The 20126-nt window shown below is 71.4% G+C and carries 16 protein-coding genes and 1 pseudogene; 13 read left to right on the plus strand and 4 right to left on the minus strand.

Annotation, left to right across the window (positions count from 1 at the left end; all coding sequences use genetic code 11):
• Positions 1-189: 189 nt before the first annotated feature.
• The 11 genes from pruA to ACWGKU_RS21310 all read left to right on the plus strand — a co-directional run bounded on the left by pruA (position 190) and on the right by ACWGKU_RS21310 (position 15832).
• Positions 190-1815, plus strand: a complete 1626-nt coding sequence (gene pruA, locus ACWGKU_RS21260; RefSeq protein WP_380548195.1) for an L-glutamate gamma-semialdehyde dehydrogenase — start codon at positions 190-192, stop codon at positions 1813-1815.
• Between the two features lie 284 nt (positions 1816-2099).
• Complete coding sequence (locus ACWGKU_RS21265) at positions 2100-7046, plus strand: NAD-glutamate dehydrogenase (RefSeq protein WP_401045363.1); 4947 nt, start codon at positions 2100-2102, stop codon at positions 7044-7046.
• Between the two features lie 419 nt (positions 7047-7465).
• On the plus strand, positions 7466-8752 hold the full coding sequence (locus ACWGKU_RS21270; RefSeq protein WP_380548181.1) for a histidine kinase: 1287 nt from the start codon (positions 7466-7468) through the stop codon (positions 8750-8752).
• Positions 8749-9150, plus strand: a complete 402-nt coding sequence (locus tag ACWGKU_RS21275; RefSeq protein ID WP_359908526.1) for a roadblock/LC7 domain-containing protein — start codon at positions 8749-8751, stop codon at positions 9148-9150. The genes ACWGKU_RS21270 and ACWGKU_RS21275 overlap by 4 nt, the downstream gene beginning before the upstream one ends.
• The gene (locus ACWGKU_RS21280) at positions 9147-9521 is read left to right on the plus strand and encodes a DUF742 domain-containing protein (protein ID WP_359908523.1); all 375 of its coding nucleotides are present in this window, start codon (positions 9147-9149) and stop codon (positions 9519-9521) included. The genes ACWGKU_RS21275 and ACWGKU_RS21280 overlap by 4 nt, the downstream gene beginning before the upstream one ends.
• Positions 9496-10086: a GTP-binding protein gene (locus tag ACWGKU_RS21285; protein WP_359908521.1), complete on the plus strand. Its 591-nt coding sequence runs from the start codon at positions 9496-9498 to the stop codon at positions 10084-10086. Before ACWGKU_RS21280 ends, ACWGKU_RS21285 begins: the two co-directional genes overlap by 26 nt.
• A gap of 73 nt (positions 10087-10159) precedes the next feature.
• Positions 10160-11539, plus strand: a complete 1380-nt coding sequence (locus ACWGKU_RS21290) for a cytochrome P450 family protein (RefSeq protein WP_401051196.1) — start codon at positions 10160-10162, stop codon at positions 11537-11539.
• Positions 11540-11766: 227 nt separating this feature from the next.
• On the plus strand, positions 11767-13038 hold the full coding sequence (locus ACWGKU_RS21295; protein ID WP_401051200.1) for a cytochrome P450: 1272 nt from the start codon (positions 11767-11769) through the stop codon (positions 13036-13038).
• Positions 13035-13973 carry an enoyl-CoA hydratase/isomerase family protein gene (locus ACWGKU_RS21300; protein WP_452179324.1) on the plus strand — a complete coding sequence of 313 codons (939 nt, stop codon included), beginning with the start codon at positions 13035-13037 and terminating at the stop codon, positions 13971-13973. The genes ACWGKU_RS21295 and ACWGKU_RS21300 overlap by 4 nt, the downstream gene beginning before the upstream one ends.
• A gap of 124 nt (positions 13974-14097) precedes the next feature.
• On the plus strand, positions 14098-14916 hold the full coding sequence (locus ACWGKU_RS21305) for a hypothetical protein (protein ID WP_452179323.1): 819 nt from the start codon (positions 14098-14100) through the stop codon (positions 14914-14916).
• 91 nt (positions 14917-15007) lie between these two features.
• On the plus strand, positions 15008-15832 hold the full coding sequence (locus tag ACWGKU_RS21310; protein ID WP_401054947.1) for a hypothetical protein: 825 nt from the start codon (positions 15008-15010) through the stop codon (positions 15830-15832).
• Between the two features lie 252 nt (positions 15833-16084).
• Here the strand turns inward: ACWGKU_RS21310 and ACWGKU_RS21315 are convergent, their stop codons facing one another.
• The 4 genes and pseudogenes from ACWGKU_RS21315 to ACWGKU_RS21330 all read right to left on the minus strand — a co-directional run.
• Positions 16085-16507 carry a hypothetical protein gene (locus ACWGKU_RS21315; RefSeq protein WP_452179322.1) on the minus strand — a complete coding sequence of 141 codons (423 nt, stop codon included), beginning with the start codon at positions 16505-16507 and terminating at the stop codon, positions 16085-16087.
• 674 nt (positions 16508-17181) lie between these two features.
• Positions 17182-17541, minus strand: coding sequence for a hypothetical protein (locus ACWGKU_RS21320; protein ID WP_401056130.1), 360 nt, complete (start codon positions 17539-17541; stop codon positions 17182-17184).
• Between the two features lie 14 nt (positions 17542-17555).
• Positions 17556-18542 carry a transcriptional regulator gene (locus tag ACWGKU_RS21325; RefSeq protein ID WP_401056131.1) on the minus strand — a complete coding sequence of 329 codons (987 nt, stop codon included), beginning with the start codon at positions 18540-18542 and terminating at the stop codon, positions 17556-17558.
• Positions 18543-18638: 96 nt separating this feature from the next.
• Positions 18639-18812: pseudogene (locus ACWGKU_RS21330) on the minus strand (helix-turn-helix domain-containing protein); the annotation flags it as partial.
• Between the two features lie 196 nt (positions 18813-19008).
• Here ACWGKU_RS21330 and ACWGKU_RS21335 point away from each other — a divergent pair.
• Both ACWGKU_RS21335 and ACWGKU_RS21340 read left to right on the plus strand, forming a co-directional pair.
• A complete protein-coding gene (locus ACWGKU_RS21335; RefSeq protein WP_452179321.1) occupies positions 19009-19437 on the plus strand; it encodes an ATP-binding protein in 429 nt (142 codons plus the stop codon).
• A gap of 13 nt (positions 19438-19450) precedes the next feature.
• Positions 19451-20005: a hypothetical protein gene (locus tag ACWGKU_RS21340; protein ID WP_452179320.1), complete on the plus strand. Its 555-nt coding sequence runs from the start codon at positions 19451-19453 to the stop codon at positions 20003-20005.
• The last annotated feature ends 121 nt before the right edge of the window (positions 20006-20126 follow it).

Genomic DNA, 20126 nt, shown 5'->3' on the forward strand with positions numbered 1-20126 from the left:
GGGGCCCGGCCGGCCGCGGCCGGCCGGGGGGGCCCCCGGCCGTGCGGGGCGGGCGGGGGGCCGCGGGTCCGGGGGGGGGGGGGGGGGGCGCCCCGCCCCCCGTCCGCGTGTCTGAACGGGCGGATCGCGCCCCGGCTGGTCAGGCTGGTGTCACACCCGACCAGCCGCCAGGACGGAGCCACCATGCCCATCGACGCAGTCACCGAGGTCCCGGTGCCGGTCAACGAGCCGGTGCACGCGTACGCGCCCGGCAGCCCGGAGCGGGGCCGGCTGGTCCGGCGGCTGGACGAGCTGGCCGCCGAGCAGGTCCCGCTGCCGATGACCATCGGCGGCGAGCAGCGCTTCGGCGGCGGTGAGCGGATCGAGGTCGTCCAGCCGCACCACCACGCCGCCAAGCTGGGCGTGCTCGGCAACGCCACCCGGGAGGACGCCCGGGCGGCGGTGGACGCGGCGCTGGCCGCCGGGCGGCAGTGGCGCTCGCTCTCCTTCGACGACCGCGCGGCGGTCTTCCTGCGCGCCGCCGACCTGCTCGCCGGCCCCTGGCGGGAGACGCTCAACGCGGCCACCATGCTCGGCCAGTCCAAGACCGCTCAGCAGGCGGAGATCGACTCCGCCTGCGAGCTGATCGACTTCTGGCGGTTCAACGTCCACTTCGCCCGGCAGATCCTGGCCGACCAGCCGGCCTCCTCGCCCGGCGTGTGGAACCGCACCGACCACCGCCCGCTGGAAGGCTTCGTCTACGCGGTCACCCCGTTCAACTTCACCGCGATCGCCGGCAACCTGCCCACCGCCCCGGCGCTGCTGGGCAACACCGTGGTCTGGAAGCCCGCGCCGACCCAGACCCTGGCCGCCCACCACCTGATGCGGCTGCTGGAGGCGGCCGGCCTGCCGCCCGGGGTGATCAACCTGGTGACCGGCGACGGCCTCCAGGTCTCTCCGGTGGCGCTGGCCGACCCGGCGCTCGCCGGGCTGCACTTCACCGGCTCCACCGCCACCTTCCAGTACCTGTGGCAGACCATCGGCGCCAACATCGGCGGCTACCGCACGTACCCGAGGATCGTCGGCGAGACCGGCGGCAAGGACTTCCTGCTGGCCCACCGCTCGGCCGACCCGGAGATCCTGAGGACCGCGCTGATCCGCGGCGCCTTCGAGTACCAGGGCCAGAAGTGCTCGGCGCTCTCCCGCGCCTACCTGCCGCGCAGCCTCTGGCAGCGGATCAAGGACGACTTCCTGGCCGAGGTGGACGCGCTCGCGGTGGGCGACGTGACCGACCTGTCCAATTTCATGGGCGCCCTCATCGACCGGCGCGCCTTCGAGCGGAACCGGGACGCCATCGACCGGGCGAAGGCCGATCCGACGATCGAACTGGCGGCCGGCGGACAGTACGACGACGCGATCGGATGGTTCGTCCGGCCGACCGTGCTGGTCTCCTCCGACCACCGGGGCGAGATCTTCCGGACCGAGTACTTCGGCCCGATCCTCGCCGTCCACGTCTACGAGGACTCCCGCTGGGACGACGTGCTCCGCCGGGTCGACGACGGCGCCCCGTACGGCCTGACCGGCTCGGTGATCGCGCAGGATCGTTACGCCATCGCCCAGGCCGTCGAGGAGCTGCGCTTCACGGCCGGGAACTTCTACATCAACGACAAGCCGACCGGGGCCGTCGTCGGCCAGCAGCCCTTCGGCGGCGGCCGGGCCTCCGGCACCAACGACAAGGCGGGCGCCGCGCAGAACCTGCTCCGCTGGACCTCCGCACGGTCGATCAAGGAGTCCTTCGTCCCGCCGACGCACCACGGCTACCCGCACATGGGCTGAGAGTGAACACCGGACTCCGGTTTGGACATGGTGTCCAGGACGGACCCGACTTCCTGCGGGTTTGCGCCTACCTGTCCCTGTCCACCTTCGATTGATCCGGTTAGGCTGGCTGGCGTCGTCGGGTGGCTGCAGGACGAATGAGTCGTCCTACCCGCTGGGAGGACGTTTCATGCGTGCCATGAGCCCCTTTCAGTCGGATGGTGCGGCAGGATTGCGGTGACCCGTCGGTGTACATCCACACACCACCGAGTCACGCAACGGCGCGCGACAGGAGCCAAGAAGTCATGCAGACCAAGCTGGACGCAGCCAAGGCCGAACTGCTCAAGAAGGCAGCCGCAGCCGCTGAGAACAGCCAGGTGGGGGGAGCGGCGCCGGGGGAAGGTCTGAGCAATGGCGCTCTGACCGCGTACCTGCACCACTACTACCTCCACACCGCGCCCGAGGACCTGGTCGACCGCGACCCGGTCGACGTCTACGGCGCGGCCGCCTCCCACTACCGGCTGGGCCTCAAGCGCCCGCAGGGCACCGCCGAGGTGCGGGTCCACACCCCCTCGGTCGAGGAGAACGGCTGGTCCTGCGGCCACACCGTGGTCGAGGTCGTCACCGACGACATGCCCTTCCTGGTCGACTCCGTCACCAACGAGCTGTCCCGCCAGGACCGCGCGATCCACATCGTGATCCACCCCCAGCTGGTCGTCCGCCGTGACATCACCGGCAAGCTGCTGGAGATCCTGGACGTCGACGCCTGCTCCCGCAGCCAGGCCGCCGGCACCGACTGGCCGGCCGACGCGACCGTCGAGTCGTGGATGCACATCGAGGTCGACCGCGAGACCGACCGCGAGGACCTGCGCTCCATCGAGGCCGACCTGCGCCGCGTGCTCGGCGACGTCCGCGAGGTCGTCGAGGACTGGGGCAAGATGCGCGAGAGCGCGCTGCGCCTGGCCGACGAGCTGGCCGAGCAGCCCCCGGCCGGCCTGCCCGAGCAGGAGGTCGGCGAGGCCTGGGAGCTGATGCGCTGGCTCGCCGACGACCACTTCACCTTCCTCGGCTACCGCGAGTACGACCTGGTCGAGCACGAGGGCGAGGAGGTCCTCAAGGCCGTCGCCGGGACCGGCCTCGGCATCCTGCGCGCCGACCCGCACAGCCACGACGACGCCCACCACGCGGTCAGCGAGGCCTTCGGCCGGCTCTCCGCGCCGGTGCGCGCCAAGGCCCACGAGAAGAAGCTCCTCGTCCTGACCAAGGCCAACAGCCGGGCCACCGTGCACCGCCCGTCCTACCTGGACTACGTCGGCGTGAAGAAGTTCAACGCCGCCGGCGAGCCGATCGGCGAGCGCCGCTTCCTCGGCCTGTTCTCCTCCGCCGCCTACACCGAGTCGGTCACCCGCATCCCGGTCGTGCGCCGCAAGGTCCAGGAGGTGCTGGAGGAGTCCGGCTTCTCCAGCGAGAGCCACGACGGCCGCGACCTGCTCCAGATCATGGAGACCTTCCCGCGGGACGAGATCTTCCAGACCCCGGCCTCCGAGCTGCTCTCCATCGCGACGAGCGTGCTCTACCTCCAGGAGCGCCGCAAGCTGCGGCTGTTCCTGCGCCAGGACGAGTACGGGCGCTACTTCTCGGCGTTCATCTACCTGCCGCGCGACCGCTACACCACGCGCATCCGGCTGCTGATCACCGACATCCTCAAGGAGGAGCTGAACGGCGCCACCATCGACTACACGGTGTACGCCACCGAGTCGGTGCTGACCCGCCTGCACTTCGTGGTCCGGGTCGCCCCGGGCACCGAGCTGCCGCACCTCTCCGACACGGACATCGAGCGGATCGAGAACCGGCTGGCCGAGGCCGCCCGGTTCTGGATGGACGGCTTCCACGACCAGCTGCACACCGAGCTGGGCGAGGAGAAGGCGGCCGAACTCGGCCACAAGTACGCCAACGCCTTCCCCGACGGCTACCGCGCCGACTTCCCGCCGCGCACCGCCGTCGCCGACATCAAGCAGATCGAGTCGCTGCACGGCGAGGGCGACTTCCGCCTCAACCTGTACCAGCCGGTCGGCGCCGGCGACGACGACCGCCGCTTCAAGATCTACCGGGTCGGCGGCCCGATCTCGCTCACCGAGGTCCTGCCGGTGCTCCAGCGCCTGGGCGTCGAGGTGCTGGACGAGCACCCGTACGCGCTGCGCCGCTCCGACGGCACCACCGCGTGGGTCTACGACTTCGGCCTGAAGCTGCGCGAGGCCACCGAGCTCACCGACGAGGCCCGCCAGCGCTTCCAGGAGACCTTCGCCGCCACCTGGACCGGCAAGGCCGAGAACGACGGCTTCAACGAGCTGGTGCTGACCGCCGGGCTGACCTGGCGCCAGGCGATGATGCTGCGCACGTACGCCAAGTACCTGCGCCAGGCGGGCTCCACGTTCTCCCAGGACTACATGGAGGACGCGCTCCGCAACAACACCCACACCACCCGCCTGCTGGTCAACCTGTTCGAGGCCCGGCTGAGCCCGAGCCACCGTTCGGGCGCCCTGGAGCTGACCGAGGGCATCCTGGAGGAGCTGTCCGGCGCCCTCGACGAGGTCGTCTCGCTGGACGAGGACCGCATCCTGCGCTCCTTCCTGAACCTCATCAGGGCCACCCTGCGGACCAACTTCTTCCAGCGCACCGCCTCCGGCGAGTGGCACTCCTACGTGTCGATGAAGTTCGACCCGAAGGCCATCCCGGACCTGCCGGCCCCGCGCCCGGCGTTCGAGATCTGGGTCTACTCGCCGCAGGTCGAGGGCGTCCACCTGCGCTTCGGCAAGGTCGCCCGCGGCGGCCTGCGCTGGTCCGACCGGCGCGAGGACTTCCGCACCGAGATCCTGGGCCTGGTCAAGGCGCAGATGGTCAAGAACACCGTCATCGTCCCGGTCGGCGCCAAGGGCGGCTTCGTCGCCAAGCAGCTGCCGGACCCGACGGTCGACCGCGACGCCTGGCTGGCCGAGGGCGTCTCCTCGTACAAGACCTTCATCTCGGCGCTGCTCGACATCACCGACAACCTGGTCGGCGGCGAGGTCGTGCACCCGGCCGACGTGGTCCGCCACGACGAGGACGACACCTACCTGGTCGTCGCCGCCGACAAGGGCACCGCGACCTTCTCGGACATCGCCAACGGCGTCGCCGAGTCCTACGGCTTCTGGCTGGGCGACGCGTTCGCCTCCGGCGGCTCGGCCGGCTACGACCACAAGGGCATGGGCATCACCGCCCGCGGCGCCTGGGAGTCGGTCAAGCGCAACTTCCGCGAGCTCGGCGTCGACACCCAGACCGAGGACTTCACCGTCATCGGCATCGGCGACATGTCCGGCGACGTCTTCGGCAACGGCATGCTGCTCAGCGAGCACATCCGCCTGGTCGCCGCCTTCGACCACCGCCACATCTTCCTGGACCCGAACCCGGACGCGGCCTCCTCGTACGCCGAGCGCCGCCGGCTGTTCGAGCTGCCGCGCAGCTCCTGGGACGACTACGACAAGTCGCTGATCTCGGCCGGCGGCGGGGTGTACCCCCGGTCGGCCAAGGCGATCCAGCTGACCCCGCAGGTCCGGGCCGCGCTCGGCGTCGAGGCGGCCAAGCTGACCCCGGCCGAGCTGATGCGGGCGGTCCTCCAGGCCCCGGTCGACCTGTTCTGGAACGGCGGCATCGGCACCTACGTCAAGGCCTCCACCGAGACCAACGCCGAGGTCGGCGACAAGTCCAACGACGCCATCCGGGTCAACGGCGAGCAGGTCCGCGCCCGGGTCATCGGCGAGGGCGGCAACCTCGGCTGCACCCAGCTCGGCCGCATCGAGTACGCGGCCACCGGCGGCCCGGAGGGCACCGGCGGCTGGATCGACACCGACGCGATCGACAACTCCGCCGGTGTGGACACCTCGGACCACGAGGTCAACATCAAGATCCTGCTCAACCAGGTCGTCGCCGAGGGCGACATGACGGTCAAGCAGCGCAACGTCCTGCTGGCCGAGATGACCGACGAGGTCGGCCACCTGGTGCTGCGCAACAACTACGCGCAGAACGTCGTGCTGGCCAACGCCGTCGCCCAGGCGCACAGCATGGTCAACGTGCACGCCCGGATGATCAGCCGCTTCGAGTCGGCCGGCCAGCTGGACCGCGGCCTGGAGTTCCTGCCCACCGAGCGCCAGATCCGTGAGCGCCAGCAGAACGGCCGCGGCCTCTCGCAGCCCGAGATGTCCGTCCTGCTCGCGTACACCAAGATCATCCTGGCCGAGGAGCTGCTGGCCACCGAGCTGCCGGACGACCCGTTCTTCCGCAGCGCGCTGCACGAGTACTTCCCGAGCGCGCTGCGGGCGAAGTTCGCCGACGCGATCGACAACCACGCGCTGCGCCGCGAGATCATCACCACGCTGATCGTCAACGACACGATCAACCGCGGTGGCTGCACCTTCGCCTTCCGCCTGAAGGAGGAGACCGGCGCGACCTACGAGGAGATCGCCCGGACGCACACCGCCGCGCGGGCCGTCTTCGACCTGGAGCCGATCTGGGCCGAGATCGAGGATCTGGACAACAAGGTCCCGGCCCGGGTGCAGACCAAGATGCGCCTGCACTCGCGGCGCCTGGTCGAGCGCGCCACCCGGTGGATGCTCAACAACCGCCGCCAGCCGCTCGACATCGCCGGCACCATCGAGTTCTTCCACGACCGCGTCAACCAGGTCTGGGCCTCGCTGCCCAAGCCGCTGCGCGGCGAGGACCTGACCTGGTTCGAGTCCGTGTACGGCGAGCTCGCCGCGGCCGGGGTGCCGGAGGAGCTGGCCACCCGGATCGCCGGCCTCTCCTCGGTCTTCCCGACCCTGGACGTCGCCGAGGTCGCGGACCGCTCCGGCAAGGACGTCGCCGAGGTCGCCGACCTCTACTACGACCTGGGCGACCGGCTCCAGATCTCGCACCTGCTCGACCGCATCATCGAACTGCCCCGCACCGACCGCTGGTCGTCGATGGCCCGGGCCGCGATCCGCGAGGACCTCTTCGCGGCGCACGCGGCGCTGACCGCCGACGTCCTGGCCTGCGGCGCCGAGGGCGCCACCCCGGAGGAGCGGTACACCGCCTGGGCCGAGCTCAACTCGACCCTGCTGAACCGCGCCAAGAGCACCCTCGACGACATAAGGGGTTCGGACAACTTCGAGCTGTCCAGCCTCTCGGTCGCGATGCGCGTCATCCGCACCCTGCTGCGCACCGGTTCGATGCGCTGACGGACGGCTGTACCGGAGGGGCCCGCGTCCACGGACGCGGGCCCCTTCCGCATGCCCGGCCGCCTCTCCGGAGGGCCGTCGATTCCGGGGTGTGACGGCGCGATCACCCTGCGCGCGAATAGAAGTGTGGTCGGGACGTGTCCCTGTGGTTAACGCGGCGTCACGAATGCCGTCATTTCTTGTCAGAGTTCCCAGCAAGTCGTGGAATTTCGCCCCAACTGCCCTTTTTGGTATCTGTTCTGACATGGCATGAGTTGCAGTAGGCTGACTCCGCGATAGGCGTCGCCGCAGGTCTCGTGCCGGAATGCACTTCGATGTGATGTGACATCAGGTGCCTTTCGGGGAGGTTCGGGCCGCCAGTCCCATTCGCGTTTAGGGGCCCGGACCGGCTCCACGCGATGCCACCTGAAGAGAGTTTCATGACGTCATTTGTGCAGGAACCCTTTTTCTGGGTCTTCATCGTGGTGATGCTCGCAGCCGTCGGAGCGGCCCTCCAGGCCCGCAGGACGAACCTCGCCCTGCGGCGGCGCAACGCCTCCCTGGAGGAGACGAGCGCCCTGGCACAGCGCCGGAGCGACGAGCTCGCCGCGCTGCACGACCACCTGCAGGGCCAGCACGCGTCCGAGCTGACCGCCGTCCGCCGGGACGCCGAGGAAGACACCAAGGCCGTCCTCAAGGCGGCGATGCGGACGCTGCAGGGCCTGGCCGACGAGCAGCAGGTCGTCATCGACAAGGTGCAGCGGAAGTACGGCGACAGCCCGCAGATCCTCGCCGACCTGATGACGATCGACCACACGAACAGCCAGTTCGGCCGGCGCGCCCAGGGCATCGCGGTGCTCTGCGGCGGCTGGCTGGGCCGCCGCGAGAGCGTCGCCTCGGTCTACGACGTGGTCCGCAGCGCCCAGGGCCGGATCCGGCACTTCGACCGGGTGCGGATCCACTCCCGGGTCAGCGTCTCGCTCGCCAGCAAGGTCGTCGAGCCGGTCGCCGTGGTGCTGTCCGAGCTGCTCGCCAACGCGACCAACTACTCCGCCCCGGACACCCCGGTGGAGGTCAGCGTCCAGGCCGTCCCCACCGGCGTCTGCCTGATCATCGACGACGCCGGCCTCGGCATGGGCCAGGAGGAGAAGGACCGCGCGGCACTGCTCCTCAACCCGGGCGCGCCGATCGGCCTCACCAGCCTGGGCAACCCCCCGAAGTTCGGCTTCGCCGTCTCCGGCATGCTGGCCGCCCGCTACGGCTTCCGGGTCTCCGTCGACTCGGTCTCCCCGTACGGGGGCGTGCGCGCCGTGGTGCTGCTGCCCGCCGAACTGCTCAGCAGCGAGGTCGCGGCCCCGCCCGTCGCCGAGCACACCGACTACACCGACTACCAGGCCCAGGCCGCGCCGGTGGAGCAGCCCGCGCAGTCCTGGGCGCCGGGAGCCGGCCAGCGGCTGGTGTCGCTGTCCGAGCCGGCGGCGCCCCTGGCCCCGGTGCCGGCGCCGTACGCGGCGACGGCGGGACCGGAGACCACCGCGGACGGACTGCTGCCCCGGCGCCGCCGCCAGCGCCCCGTGTCGGTCGTCCCCAACCCGCTGGACCCCGGTCGGGCCGAGGAGCCGGTGCGGAGCACCGGCCAGCACACGCCGTCCCGCCTCGGCGCGTTCCAGCGCGGCACGCTGTCCGGGCGCAACACCATGACCACGGAAGGAACCGAGATCCAGTGAGCCGTGATCTTTCCTGGGTGCTCAACGACGTACTCCAGGTACCCGGCGCCCGGCACGCCATCCTCGTCTCCGCCGACGGCCTCCTGCTCGAACGCTCCAGCGAGATCGGACGCGACGAGGCGGAGACCAACGCCGCCGCGATGAGCTCGATGCAGTCGCTGAGCCGCGCGGTCGCCCCGTTCGTCGGCGGAGGCGGCGGGCTCTGGCGCCAGACCCTGCTGGAGTACGACCACGGCTGGATCTTCCTGATCGCGGCCGGCAGCGGCGCGTACCTGGCCGCCTCCACCGCCCCCGACGTCGACATGGAGGCGATGTCCTTCCGGATGCAGCAGCAGGTGGGCGCGCTCGGACGGGCGATGTCGGCGGCGCCGCGCCAGAGCACGCTCAGCGGCTCATGACGGCCGGCGGCGAGGAACAGCGGGTCACCGGCGGCTTCATCCGCTCCTACGTCATCACCGGTGGACGCGAATTACCGAATGCGGACGACCTGTCTCTGATCACCTTGGTCACCGTCGCGCCCGAGCAGGACCTCCCCGCCCTGCCGAGCCCCGAAACCCGGGCGATCTGGGAGCTGTGCTCCGGCGGCTACCTCTCGGTGGCCGAGGTCGCGGCCCGGCTGGAGCTGCCGGTCGGGGTCGTGAGGCTGCTGCTGACGGACCTGATCCGGGAGGGACGGCTGCTGCGCCGGTCGGCCCCGCCCCCGGCCCAGGCCCCGGACCCGAGACTTCTAGAGAAGGTACTGCATGGACTTCAACGCCGGTTCGCCTGAGGACATCTACGTCCCCGGCGCGGTGACGACCGCTGTCAAGATCCTGGTCGTGGGGCACTTCGCGGTCGGCAAGACCACGCTCATCGGGGCGCTGTCGGAGATCGCCCCGCTGAGCACCGAGGAGAGCATGACGCAGGCGTCCATCCGCGTCGACGACCTCCGCGGCGTACCGGACAAGAAGACCACGACCGTCGCCCTGGACTTCGGCCGGCTGACCCTCGGCGACGACCTGGTGCTGTACCTGTTCGGCACGCCGGGACAGCAGCGGTTCATGCAGCTCTGGGAGGACATGGCGCGGGGGGCGCTGGGCGCCCTGCTGCTGGCCGACCCGACCCGCCTCGCGGACACCTTCCCCGTCATCGACCTGATCGAGCAGTACGGCCTGGAGTACGCGGTGGCGGTCAACAGCTTCGACCGGCAGAGCGACTACACCGAGGACCAGCTCCGCGAGGCGCTCGACCTGCTGCCGCACACGCCGGTGGTGTTCTGCGACGCGCGGGACCAGCGGTCCTCGGCCGACGCCCTGCTGACGCTCGTCCGGCACCTGCTCGAACGCGCCTCCTGACCTCCCCCACGCCTTCCGCCCCTCACGTCTCCCGGGTCCGCACCCGCCCGGGGCCACCCCCAAGGAACGACCCATGGAATCTCTGCAGCGACCCGTCCCGCAGTCGCCTCCGCCGGGCTGCCCGATGCACGTCGGCGTGAGCACGCCGCTCTACGGGGAGATGTTCTCGGCCGACCCCGACGCGGTCTACGACAAGCTGCGCGCCCACGGTCCCGCCGCGCCGGTGGAGTTGGCCCCCGGGGTGGACGCCACCCTGGTCACCTCGCACGAGGCCGCCCTGCGGGTGCTGCAGAACCCGGGGATGTTCGCCCGGGACTCGCGGCGCTGGGCGGCGCTCAACGAGGGCCGGGTGCCGATGGACAGCCCCGTCCTGCCGATGATGTTCTACCGGCCCAACTGCCTCTTCACGGACGGCGCCGAGCACCTGCGGCTGCGCAAGGCCGTCACCGAGAGCCTGGACCGGCTCAACGACAACCGGCTCAACCGGCACGTCGAGCGGATCGCCGGCTACCTGATCGACCAGTTCAGCGCGCTGGGCCGGGCCGACCTGCTGAACGACTACGCCAAGCTGCTGCCGCTGCTGCTGTTCAACCAGCTGTTCGGCTGCCCGGCCGACATCGGCGACCGGCTGACCCGCAGCATGTCCGCGCTCTTCGACGGCCTCGACGTGATCCAGGCCAACGAGGAGCTGACCTCCTGCCTGATGGACCTGGTCGCGCTGAAGCGCCGCCAGCCGGGCGACGACATCACCTCCTGGCTCATCCAGCACCCGGCCGGCCTGCGGGACGAGGAGCTCAAGGACCAGCTGGTCATGCTGATGGGCGCCGGCGTCGAGCCCGAGCGCAACCTGATCGGCAACGCGCTGCTCCTGCTGCTGTCCGGCGAGGGCGGCTCCGGACTGCGCATCGAGGACGCCCTCGACGACGTGCTGTGGAACAACCCGCCGATCGCCAACTACGCGACGCACTACCCGATGCAGGACCTCAACCTGGGCGGCGTCCCGATGGACGCCGGCAGCCCGGTGGTGATCAGCTTCGCCGCCGCCAACAGCGACCCCGCGCTCACCGACGCCCGGCTGACCCTCAGCAAGGGGGCCCACCTGGCCTGGGGCGCCGGCCCGCACGCCTGCCCGGCCAAGTCCCCGGCCCAGCTGATCGCCCTGAGCGCCATCGAGTGCCTGCTCAACGCGCTCCCGGACGTCATGCTCGCGGTTCCCGCGGAGCGCGTGGAGTGGCGGCCGGGCCCGTTCCAGCGCGGCCTGGTCTCGCTGCCGGTGCGGTTCAGCCCGGTGGCCGCCCGCACCGCGCGGCCGGTCGCGGACCCCGCCCCGGCCCCCTCGCCGGCCGGCTCCGAGCAGGCGCAGGCGTACCCGCAGCCCACCGCCGCCGCGCCCGCCCGGGCGCCGCAGAAGAAGGGCTGGTGGAGCTCCTTCCTGGACGTCTTCCGGGTCTGAATCCGGGCCCGATTCCGGGCTCGATTCCGGGCCCCAGGCGTCCGGGGCTCCGGGGATCCCGGTCCGACGCGCCGCCGGAAGCCGCCCGGTCACCGCGAGGTGAACGGCGTGCGACGGCGGTGCAGTACGTGACGTGGGCAACACGGATCGACGCTTGAGCGCGCTGTTGCTGGGTAGTACGCCGCCGTACTGCCCGCCCGCGTGTTGAAGGAGCCCGTGTGACCGCCATGTTGGAAGCCCGCCCCGCGGAGTCGGAGCGCCCTGACGGAAGGGCCGACCGCCGTGCCGCCGTACCGCTGCTGCGGAGGCTGCGATCGGCCGAGGGGCTCGCCGATCCGAGCCCGGTCTACGACGAGCTGCGGGCGCTCGGCGACCTCGTCCCGGCGCCCTGGGGCGGCTACCTGGTCACCGGCTACGAAGCGTGCGACCAGGTCCTGCGCGGCAGGACCTGGCTCGTCCCGGACTTCGCCTGGCAGGAGCGGCAGACCGGGACGGACCGCTGGGAGGCCGTCGCCACCCAGGAGATGAGCCGGACCCTCTCCCGGCTCAACGCCCCCGAGCACACCCGGCAGCGGCGCAGCCTCGGGAGCCTCTTCGACCGGAACACGCTGCGGGACATGGCGCCGGAGATCGAGGCCGACGTCACGGGGCTGCTCGACCGCCTGGCCGAGCGAATACGGACGGACGGCGAGGCGGACTTCGCCTCCGTGGTCGGCGAGCAGCTGCCGATCGGCACCGTCGGTCGCTGGCTGGGCATCGCGCCCGCGGACTACCCGCACATCCTGACGATGACCCACAACCAGGTGCACGCCCAGGAACTGCTGCCCACCAAGAGCCAGCTGGCGGTCTCCGAGCAGGCCACCATGGACCTGCGCGAGTACTTCACCCGCCTCGTCCGGGAACGCCGCGAGAACGACGGCGACGACGTGATCGCCGGCTGGATCCGCACCTGGGACGGGCTGGAGTCCGACCGCGAGGCCACCGACCGGATGGTCTACCAGCTCACCATGTTCGTCACCATCGCCTCGCTGGAGACCACGGCGACACTGCTCTCCTCGCTGGTGTGGCAGCTGCTGCAGTCGCCGGGCCGGTGGGAGTGGCTGCGGGAGCGGCCCGAGCACATCGACGAGGCGATCGACGAGGCGCTGCGCTACGACCCGCCGATCCGCGTCAACAGCCGCGTCGCGGGCGAGGACACCGTGCTGGCCGGGACGTTCCTCCCCAAGGACACCATGGTCCACGTGATGTACGGCGCGGCCAACCGCGATCCGCGCCGCAACCCGGACCCGCACACCTTCGACCCGCTCCGCCGGGGCACCCACCTCACCTTCGGCGGCGGCGCCCACTACTGCCTCGGCGCGGGCCTGGCCCGGCTGGAGGCGCGCGCCCTGCTCGGCCAGCTGCTGGAGCGCTTCCCGACGCTGAGGGCGGTGAGCCCGCCGGAGCACGCGCCCCGGATGGTCTTCCACCGGGTGACGTCCCTGAGAGTGGCCGCATGAACGTCTCCTCGCAGGCTCCCCAGTACCACCCGTACGCGATGCGGCCCCCGTACCCGGCGAACCCCCCGGCACCCACCGGCTGGTACGCCCAGCCCGAGCCGGCCTCCGCTTCGGCCCCCGAGCCGGCCCCCGGGCCGGCCTCAGCTTCGGCCCCCGGGCCCGCGCCGGTCCGTACGGTCCGTTCCGAGCTCCGGGGAGCGGTGCTCCACGTCGAGCTGGACAGCCCGGAGACCGGGAACGCCGTCACCTCCGCCATGCTGGACGAACTCCTCGCCGTCCTCGCCGTGCCCGACCCGGCCGTGCGGGTGATCGTGCTGTCCGCGGCGGGCCGGGACTTCTGCCTCGGCGGCGACCGCGAGGAACTCCTCGCGGGCCTGGACGAGGACCCGACCGGCGGCCGGATACGCAGCTACGGGGACAGGGCGCGCAGGGTCTGCGACGCCCTCACCAACAGCCCCGCCGTGACCGTCGCACGGGTCCAGGGCCGGGCGACCGGCGCCGGCTTCGCCCTGGCGCTCGCCTGCGACCTGCGGGTCGGCGCCGACAACGCCGTCTTCCGGCTGCCCGAGCTGGCCCTGGGCCTGCCCGTCGCCTGGGGCGGGCTGCTGCCCCGCCTGCTCCACGAGGTCGGCGCGGCCCGGGTCCGGGAGATCATCCTCACCGGCCGGCCGGTCGGCGCGGTGGAGGCGCGGGAGCTCGCCATCCTGCAGCGGGTCGTCCCCGAGCAGGACCTGGACGGGGCGGTGGACGAGTGGGCCAGGCCCGTCACGCGCCGCCCCGAGGCCGCCCTGCGGGTCACCAAGACGCTGCTCGCCTCGCACGCCTCGGCCACCCGGCTGGCCGACGCCTCCGTGCTCGACTCCGAGCTGATGGCCTCGGTCCTCGCCGCCGCCCACTACACCCGCGGCCTCGCCGCCCGGTACCCGGTCGACTGACCCGGTGCCTGCGAAGGGGCCCGCGTCCTGGGGGACGCGGGCCCCTTCCGCGCGTGTGGGAAAACGATTGTGGATCGTGCCCGCACGTTCGCTACCGTGTGCGATCGACGAAGGGGAGACGATCATGGTGGGGACGGCGCGCGGCACGCGCGTGGCGGGGGCAGTACTGGCGATGGCCGTGGTCGCGGCCGGAGCGGCGGCCTGCGAGGGGGACAAGGGCGGCGAGGGCAAGGGCGGCGCCGCGGCGGCGGCCGCCACGCCGCCGCAGCCGTTCGGCGCGAACGGCTACCGGGGACTGCAGCTGTCGATGACCAAGGACGAGGTGCTCGCCGCCGGGGCCCTGGAGCCGTCGCCGGTCTCGGTGCTGAACGGCTGCACCGACTACGCGTACAAGGGCGGCCCGGCGCCGGATCCGGTCCGGATGGCGAACGAGGCGGAGGTCCACGCGAAGGCCGGCAAGGCGCTGGCCAGGATGGACGAGATGAGGGCGAAGCGGAAGACGGTCCCGCCGCTGGCGGCCGGGGCCTCGCTGAAGGAACTGCAGGAGCACAGCGCGCGCCTCCAGGAGCAGCTCCAGCAGGATGCCGCCGACCAGAAGGAGTTCGCCGAGCTCCAGAAGGACCTGGACCTCGTCACGCCCGCCCGCAAGGCCCGGGACGAGGCCCTCAGGGCCACCGGCCGGGTCAACTTCGGCACCGAGGGTCTGCGCCAGGTGGTGGCGCCCGCGGACGCCCGCACCGCCGAGGGCGTCGGCGCGGGTTCGACGGAGGAGGAGCTCAAGCGCGCCTACGAGGGCAAGGAGCTCAAGCCGACCAAGGGCGGCACGTACGAACTCCCGGCCGAGAGCGGCAGCGGCGGCCCGGACTGGTTCTACGAGTTCACCGTGGCCGACGGCAAGGTGGCCGGCCTCGCCCTGGTCAAGCACAACACCTACTGTTCCTGAGAACTCAATTGTGGATCATGGTCGTGGCCCCGGTACGGTGATCGCCGGTACGACCAAGGGGGATTGCGACATGGGAAAGACGCGCAGGTCGATGCGTGCGGTAGGGGTCGGCGTCTCGGTGGCGCTGCTCGCCGTCGGGGCGGCGGCCTGTTCCACCGGCTCCTCCGACAAGGGGAAGGACGGCACGGCCAAGGCCCAGGCCGCCACCGGGGCGCCCACGGCGGCGCCCACGCCGAAGGGGCCCGAGGCCTTCGCGGCAGCCGGGTACCGGGGGCTGAAGCCGGGGATGGCCAAGGACGCCGGGCTGGCCACCGGAGCCCTGGAGAGCGCACCGGTCTCGCTGCTCGAAGGCTGCACGGACTTCGTCTACAAGGGCGGCCCGGCACCGGACCAGGCCCGGATGGCCGCCGAGGCGGCCACCGAGGCCCGGTACAAGGACCTGAACGCCAAGGCCGACGCGGCCAGCGGGAAGGCGCCCGCCCCGGCGGGCACCCTGCCGCCGAACGCCTCCGCCAAGGACGCGGCGGCCGCCGCCGCGGGCTCGGCCGCGGGGGCCGCGGACTCGGCCGCCGCCGCCAAGCTGATCGCCGACTCGACGATGGCCCTGGTCGACCTGAGGGTGGCGAAGGAGGCCAAGGAAGCGGCGTACCTGGCCACCGGCCGGGTCTCCTTCGCGGCGACGGGCCTGCGCGAGCTGGTCGCCCCGGCGGAGGCGAAGACGGCCGAGGGCATCGGCGCCGGTTCCACCCTGGAGGCGCTCCAGCAGGCGTACGGCGCCAAGGGCCTCCAGCAGGCCAAGAGCGGCACGTACGTGCTGCCGGTCGAGGGACAGCAGGGCTGGCAGTACGAGTTCACCGTGGACGGCGCGAAGGTCGCCGGGATGGCCGTGGTGAACCGCGACATCAAGTGCGCCTGACGGCCTGACCGGTCGGCGGCGGAGGCCCCGACGAACCACCGGGTTCGTCGGGGCCTTTGCCGTGCTCCGGCGGGAACCCGGCGGCCCGTGCGGACAGGTGGGGGTGTGGAACTGTCACAGCGGGCGCGATTGAGGAGCGGCGACCAGTGGGCGTTCGGGGAGGTGCTCGACGGGCCCGGCGGCCCGCCCGTAGCGGGACCGCAACCGGGGGAGGGGGCGTGGAGCGCTGAACCGGCGCAGGGCGTGCGGCGGTCAGCCGCTGCCCGCCGCGATGAGCGGTTCGTGCCGCCCACGCAGAGCCGAGCGGGCACGGGCGACGCCGCCGGGGGTGGCGGGGGCTCCCGTGCCGACGGCGACGGCTCTCGTGCCGAGGCCCGCGCAGGCGCGGCAGATTCCCGGCCGGGGCACCGGGTCGTGGCAGCGGCCGCACTCGGCGAACGGCGCCGATGGAGGCGCCGCTCGTTCCGGCGGCAGCTTCCGTTGCAGGCGATCCCGGAGGATCGCTACTGGGGAGTGCATCGGCTGCGGCAGCCCGGGCAGGAGGGCATGGGCCAACTCGGCTTCGCTGCTGCCCCGTTCCAGCCACTGCATGACGAGCGACGCCAGCCCCTGCGCCTCGGCCTCGCCGAGGCGCAGGCGGGGTTCGGGCCGGATCACCCGGAACAGCGTGGCCACGGCGGCCCGCGTCCGTTCATCCGGGAGGGTGGGTTCTTGCCCCGGGTCCTTTACGGAAGGGGTGACAGTGACGCCGGTCCCTCGCCCACCGGAGGCCGGGCGGGTGGCAGCCGGTTCGGGCTGCGGGGTGTCGAAGACATGGGCCTCGGACCGGACCGTCCCGTCGGGCATTCGGATCGTGTCGACCCGGTAGTACCCGGCGTCCTTCAGCTCCTTGAGCGCCCGCCGGACGGCGCCCCGCCCCTGCGGGCTGCTGTCCGCCATCTGCCGCCCGTCCTCGCGCCAGCCGTCCGGGCGGGAAAGGAGGTCCGCGAGCAGCCCACGAGCGGTGTAACTGAGCCGACGGTCCTGCAACAGGCCGTTCGGAAGGACAGTGAATGCGCGCACGTGCGCGCTACGATGAATCTGCATCTGGAGGTCTGTTGCTCCTGGTGCCCGACCCCGGGGTGTGTCACCACCGCCGGGGTCTCCTATGTTCTGTCGATGATGCGGAAAGTAGCACAGCGACTACACGGAGTGCGAGTCATTCGTGTGAGGCTCAGGCCCCGCATCAAGTACGCCCCCACCATTGCGTGGGAAGTCGGTCCCGCCGACTTCCCACGCATCCCGTCCCACCCGGCGGCCCCAGGCCCCACCCCCGCCATCAGCAGGGGGTGCGGAGTGGAGCGCGATACTCAAGGACGGGTGCGTTCGATCGCCTCGAAGATGTCCGCATCGGTCTCCTGCTGCCACGACGGCAGATCGACCCAGTCGGCGACATAGCCCGGCTTCGGATTCTCGATGTGCTTGTGGATCTGAGCGATCCAACACGTCGCGACGAATCGGCCCTTCTGCTCCCGGGTGAGCTTTGACGTGTTGCCGCCGCTCACGATGATGAAGTCACGGACCTGGCCGAAGACGGCGGCGGCGCACTCCCGCTCCCACTCGGGAGTCTCGTCCCATGCGGCGACATAGCCTGCTTTCGGCTCGCCCGGATGGTGCTTCGACACACCGGCGATCCACGCTTCGCGGAAGATTTGCCCGTCGGACGGCATGAATTGCTCCTTCGTCAGGCGGCGTTGTCAAGCGCCGAAATCTGCTGGTGCAGGGCTGAGGCGCGACCATCGGCCGCGAGCGGAACGAGGCGGTTCCTGACCGCCTGCAACTTCCTGCCGATGTAGCCCGAGCCGGTCTGGTCGACCAACTCCAGAGCAGCGTGAGTGTAATGACTCGCCTGATCCAGATCACGGCGCTCGACGCTCAGCGCGGCCAACTCCGCGAGCACCGCTCCTCTGCGACGCAGCGAGAGCCGCTGGGAGAGCGCGGATGTCAGTGCCTGCTCCGCCAGATCCGGGCGGCCGAGTGCGAGATAGCAGGTGCCGCGTTCCTCGGCGAGACGTGAACCATCGAACCGAAGCCAACCGCCATTGTGCAGGTGGCCGGACAGATCGTGTACCTGCTCGGCGGCGCCCAGTGCTCGTTCGGTTGCTTCAAGGTCGCCGAGGCCTGCAAATGCCTCCGCCTGGACCGCCGCAACCCAGTATCGGGTTGAGAGCCGGCTGTCTCCTCGTTCTGCGACCTGAGAGGCCACTGCCAGAATCGGAGCCGCGACAGCGAAACGGTGTTCGTAGAGTTCCACGAAGGCGTGCCGCGTCAGTGCACAAGCCCACATGTCGAAAGCGCCGGCTTCCCTGGCTGCGCTGGCGGCGAGTGTGTAGCACTGCGCCGCGTCGGTGTAGCGGTTGGCGTCGAAGAAGATCTCACCCGCGAGCTGATACAGATCTCCCACCAGCGCACAGAGTTGCCGGCGCGAGGCATCGCTCTGGCATTCCCCCAGCCCCTTGGCCAGGAGAGCCAGTTGGTGCTTGACCATCGGGTGCACAGCCTGCTTGGAGTCGGAGAGCCCGAACAGCTTCCAGAGGTGCGTGTTCAGTTCCGGCCCGACTTCTGTCAGGGACGTGGCCACGCCGGATCGGGACGAGGGCCTTTCGGCATCGGGCAGAGCGATGAGCGCGCCGGTCACGGCGAGCAGGCTCAGGACGTCGCGGCGCTTCATGTCGTCAGTATCACCAAGAGGTGGGGCAGCGGCGTAGACCACCGAACGGCCAGGGTCTGTCACCTCTGGTGCGAGGAGGTCCGCCAGGCCCCCGGGGGTGACCCTGAGGACCTTTGCCATCTTGGGGTGTACGAACCCCTGGGGATTGGTCGCGCCAGCCTCCCAGCGGGTGACCGTGGAGACTGCCACTCCCAGTTCGGCGGCGAATGCCTCCTGACTGTAGCCCAGTGCCTTGCGGCGCTGCGCGAGTCGCTTCCTCCTCGGAGTCACAGCCGCCCCCGCTCGGTTCGAAGGGCCCCAGGTCAGGCGGGGTAGTGCGTCGATTATGCCTGAAAGGTGCTCACCTTCCGCTCTGGTTCGGGGCAACTCCCGGACCGTTCAATGGATGCAGCTACTCCTGGCCTCGCCTTCTCCCCAGGCGGCCACGCGCTTATGACCACCTGTTCCGCCTCTTCGAGGTGCCCCGATGCTCACGTCCCACCAGCCCCGCATGTTCGTCGCGTGCCTCGACTCGCGGGCAGAATCCACTCCCCTGGCCCGGTACTTGCTCCGGGCCTACCTCTCCGGATTGCCCTCCGGGGACCGCTACCGCGACACCGCCGAACTGCTCCTCGGCGAGCTGTTCGCGAACGCCGTCCGGCACTCCGACGCGCCCGACGACCGCCACATCGAGATCCGCTTCGCCCTCGTTCACTCCCGTCTCCGTCTCGAAGTCCACGACGCCAGCAGTGGGCGCCCCTCCCTTCGCGCCGCCGCGCCGGACGACGAGCACGGGCGTGGACTGTTCCTCGTCGACGAGCTCGCCGAGCGCTGGGGCTGCGAATCCCGCCCCTGCGGCATCGGCAAGTTCGTCTGGGCGCTTGTCGCCCCCACGCCCGTCCTCGTCACCGCCTGAAAGCACAGCCCCCATGCACCTCACCACCCTCGCCGGCCACGCCCTCTCCCGCGGCCGCACCCCCGCCGACACCTATGCCCTCCTTGCCCGCCGCTCCCGCAAACCCTTCCCCTCCGCCCGCGCTGTCTGCCTCGCCCTCGGCATCCCCCAGGCCGAGACCTCTCGCCGCCTGGCCGACTGCCACGACGCCCTGCTCGCGGACCCCCGCCCCTCCACCGAGGCCGACACCGGCGAACTCCTCGAAGCCCTCGGCGTCTTCGACATCCCCAAGTCCCTCACCGGCACCGAACTCGCCGTCGTCGACCACCTCCTGGCCGCCATCGACGCCCACGGCAGCCTCCGACCCGGCCACCACCACGGCCTCACCCGCTGGTTCACCACCGGCAACCTCACCGCCGCCTACCTCTCCCTCAGCGCCACCCGGCCCCTCCCCCGCACCGGCGACCCCACCCGCTACTGGACCGCCCTCACTGCCGCCGGCGAACTCCTCACCACCACCCCCACCCCCGACACCCGCCTCAAGTACGCCCTCACCCACTGCTGTACCCAGGCCACCATCCGCCCGTAAGCGCAGGAAGTCGGCCCTGCCGATTTCCTGCGCAGGAGTGGCGGTGCACCGTGCCGCTGTTGCTTCGGCCCTGCCGAAGCAACAGCGGGCTCTGGGCCGCCGTGAATGGGCTCAGCTGCTG

The organism is Kitasatospora sp. NPDC054768, from assembly GCF_053612025.1.

Bases quoted from the DNA above. Each gene is read 5' to 3' on its own strand.
- ACWGKU_RS21300 (WP_452179324.1), top strand. From the start codon at position 13,035: ATGAACGTCTCCTCGCAGGCTCCCCAGTACCACCCGTACGCGATGCGG.
- ACWGKU_RS21305 (WP_452179323.1), top strand. From the start codon at position 14,098: ATGGTGGGGACGGCGCGCGGCACGCGCGTGGCGGGGGCAGTACTGGCG.
- ACWGKU_RS21325 (WP_401056131.1), bottom strand. From the start codon at position 18,542: ATGAAGCGCCGCGACGTCCTGAGCCTGCTCGCCGTGACCGGCGCGCTC.
- ACWGKU_RS21320 (WP_401056130.1), bottom strand. From the start codon at position 17,541: ATGCCGTCCGACGGGCAAATCTTCCGCGAAGCGTGGATCGCCGGTGTG.
- ACWGKU_RS21285 (WP_359908521.1), top strand. From the start codon at position 9,496: ATGGACTTCAACGCCGGTTCGCCTGAGGACATCTACGTCCCCGGCGCG.
- ACWGKU_RS21280 (WP_359908523.1), top strand. From the start codon at position 9,147: ATGACGGCCGGCGGCGAGGAACAGCGGGTCACCGGCGGCTTCATCCGC.
- ACWGKU_RS21335 (WP_452179321.1), top strand. From the start codon at position 19,009: ATGCTCACGTCCCACCAGCCCCGCATGTTCGTCGCGTGCCTCGACTCG.
- ACWGKU_RS21265 (WP_401045363.1), top strand. From the start codon at position 2,100: ATGCAGACCAAGCTGGACGCAGCCAAGGCCGAACTGCTCAAGAAGGCA.
- ACWGKU_RS21295 (WP_401051200.1), top strand. From the start codon at position 11,767: ATGTTGGAAGCCCGCCCCGCGGAGTCGGAGCGCCCTGACGGAAGGGCC.
- ACWGKU_RS21340 (WP_452179320.1), top strand. From the start codon at position 19,451: ATGCACCTCACCACCCTCGCCGGCCACGCCCTCTCCCGCGGCCGCACC.
- ACWGKU_RS21290 (WP_401051196.1), top strand. From the start codon at position 10,160: ATGGAATCTCTGCAGCGACCCGTCCCGCAGTCGCCTCCGCCGGGCTGC.
- ACWGKU_RS21270 (WP_380548181.1), top strand. From the start codon at position 7,466: ATGACGTCATTTGTGCAGGAACCCTTTTTCTGGGTCTTCATCGTGGTG.
- ACWGKU_RS21310 (WP_401054947.1), top strand. From the start codon at position 15,008: ATGCGTGCGGTAGGGGTCGGCGTCTCGGTGGCGCTGCTCGCCGTCGGG.